The following is a 2,483-nucleotide window of genomic DNA, read 5'->3' as shown; positions in this document are numbered from 1 at the left end:
GCAGTTTGCGAATTTCCCCACGGCGAACTCTTTTTATCTCCCCATTCTGGGGGTTTGTATGATACAATTTCATTGGCGGCTCCCTCCTTTTGTTGTCTACCTCTGTTTTACCACAGAGGGCCGGGAGCCGCCAGCTCAATTTCTACGGTGCGCCTGGCAAGCGCTGGCTGCCAATGCGGAAGTGCCGCCCTCTGTGGATTGGCATAGAGATGCCCAACCCGGCACGCAATAGGCCAGAGGTAGCCTATTGTATGGAGCCCGGGCGAACAGGTAGCCCTGAGCTGAAGTGCACAAGGCAAGAAGGGGCGCTTGGCAAATTGAATACCCAAAGAGCCACTGCTTTCGGTAGGAATCCCAGCCTATCTTGGCATCAGGGTCTGAGTAACTGCGTACTCCAGTGCAAACCGACCACCCGTTCCGATGTAATCCGACCAGTCATTCCGATTGATGTCGACCACCGATTCCGATCCAAATCGACCACCAATTCCGGGCCATTCCGACCACTGGGGTGTCCAGTTGAGATGGATGGTCGGCACCTGGTGAATTAGACCCAGACAGTCCTTGAATAGGGCGAAGTGGCGCTGGATGACTAGTAAACCACAAGATTAATCCTCCTGTCACCGAATCTTGTGAACAATACTCGCAGGAAGGGTGACAGAGAATCGTGGCAGGTATGAGGTTATCCATGCGCAAGATCAAAGAAGTTCTTAGACTGCATTGGGATCTAGATCTTGGAAACCGGGCGATTGCTAGAAGCTTATCTATCTCACACAGCACTGTCATTGATCTACTTAACCGTGCTAAGGCAGCGGGTCTGTCGTGGCCGTTACCGGAGACCCTCAACGAATCTGCCTTAGAACAACTGCTATACCCCGGCAGCGGAAAACAGACTCGCACACGGCCTTTGCCTAACTGGGAGTGGGTTCACCGGGAATTAAGGCGCAAGGGTGTTACCCTGCAACAGTTATGGATTGAGTATAAGCAGGCGCACCCTGATGGATACCAGTATAGCCAATTTTGCGAACTCTACCGCGAGTGGTGAGGCAAGCTGGACGTTGTTCTACGCCAGACCTATCGAGCCGGAGAGAAGATGTTTGTTGACTTCGCAGGCCAAACGGTACCGGTGGTAGACCCGGATAAAGGCGAGGTCCGCGAGGCACAGATATTCGTTGCTGTTCTCGCCGCCAGTAAATACACCTACGCTGAGGCTACCTGGTCACAAGAACTTGAGGAATGGATCGGTGCACATTGCCGTGCATTCGAGTTCTTTGAGGGCGTACCCGAGATCATTGTCCCTGATTATTTTCCGCGGAACATAATCGTATACAAGGCGCCTTGGAACTCCCCCAAAGAATTCGAAACCCTCGATGTGGCATTCAAGCCAGTGACGCTTATCCATACGATCGACGACCTTGAGGAACATATGCCTGCTAAACGCAAGCACCATTATGAATGCCCATAGCCTGTAGGCGGTTCCGGTAACCGGATGACACCATCTGCCTTGCTTGGCTGATACCACTTTCCCTTCTGGCCGTTGTTGCTCTCCTTTCTTTAGCAGTGAGGGCCCTTGCACCTGTTTCATACCATCCCAGCAATTCCGCGTCCTTACGGTCCAGCTCTCGGTCACACCCTGAGCAGCACCCTGGCAGATTCAGGCCTCGCCCTGCAGGGTCCTGGGCCTTGACGTATGTTACCGCCCGGCACCTCTTACACTTCCATGCAAACGTGAGCTTTCTGTCTGCTTCATGATAGATCCTTTGCGACGGGGCCGGGAAGGCCTTCTGCACTTTTAGGCTGAATTGGCGAAAGTCTAGTAATGGGCAAGGCCTCTGCTTCAAGGTGTGATAAATCTATAACCTGTTGTACTTCCCGGTGTTCAGGGCGCAGAATGGCCTGCCTGCACCACTCGCGCCGGAGGTATGGGCGTTTTCGCAGGACCTGTTCTTCAAAATACCGCGTCGTCTTTAATGGGAGACCTTCATCTTGTTGTACCCCAGGGCACCACATCTCCACGGGCAACTTCTGCTTCGGCTTCTTCAAGCTCTCGGTATTCCTCCGGGGTGAGCTCCTCTTTGTCGGCCTGAAGCCACCTAGCGTACTCGAGGAGTTCCTCTAGGTTCTCCTAATTCATTGATTCAATTGCCTTTATAAGCTCCTCACGAATGCTCATTGTCAGGGCCTCCTTACTGGCTACCGATAGGCCTCCCGCCTATGTCTTACTCGCAGAATATAAAGAAGCTCTTGCTCCCGTTCAATTCGGAAGATAACCCGCCAGTCTCCCACCCTGAGCCGCCATTCCCCCGGGCTGCTCTGGAGTTTCTTCAGGTCTACAGCTTGCGGGTACGTTAGAAGTCGATCCAAAGCAGCCCTAATCCGCCTTTGTGTTTTCCTGTCAAGATTAGCAAAGTCTTTCTGGGCCGGTTCGGTTATCTCAAGTTTCATAATCCCAGTTCCCTTTTAAACTCTTCCCAGGGCTTTGTCTT

The 2,483-nt window shown here is 52.7% G+C and carries 1 protein-coding gene and 1 pseudogene; one reads left to right on the top strand and one right to left on the bottom strand.

Annotated elements, in window-relative coordinates; genetic code table 11:
* Positions 1–685 precede the first annotated feature (685 nt).
* Positions 686–1,300: pseudogene (locus tag HPY90_RS15830) on the top strand (IS21 family transposase); the annotation flags it as partial.
* An 890-nt stretch (positions 1,301–2,190) separates the two neighbouring features.
* Here the strand turns inward: HPY90_RS15830 and HPY90_RS15820 are convergent.
* Complete coding sequence (locus HPY90_RS15820) at positions 2,191–2,442, bottom strand: type II toxin-antitoxin system RelE family toxin (RefSeq protein ID WP_287195935.1); 252 nt, start codon at positions 2,440–2,442, stop codon at positions 2,191–2,193.
* Positions 2,443–2,483: the final 41 nt, after the last annotated feature.

Origin of the sequence: Syntrophothermus sp., assembly GCF_013314835.1 — a bacterium.
In the GTDB taxonomy this organism is placed as follows: Bacteria; Bacillota; Syntrophomonadia; order Syntrophomonadales; family Syntrophothermaceae; genus Syntrophothermus; species Syntrophothermus lipocalidus.
The sequence above is the reverse complement of the archived record's forward strand: the minus strand, read 5'-3'. Positions and strand labels throughout refer to the sequence as shown.

Coding starts and splice junctions, on each gene's coding strand:
- HPY90_RS15820 (WP_287195935.1), bottom strand. CDS start 2,442: ATGAAACTTGAGATAACCGAACCGGCCCAGAAAGACTTTGCTAATCTT.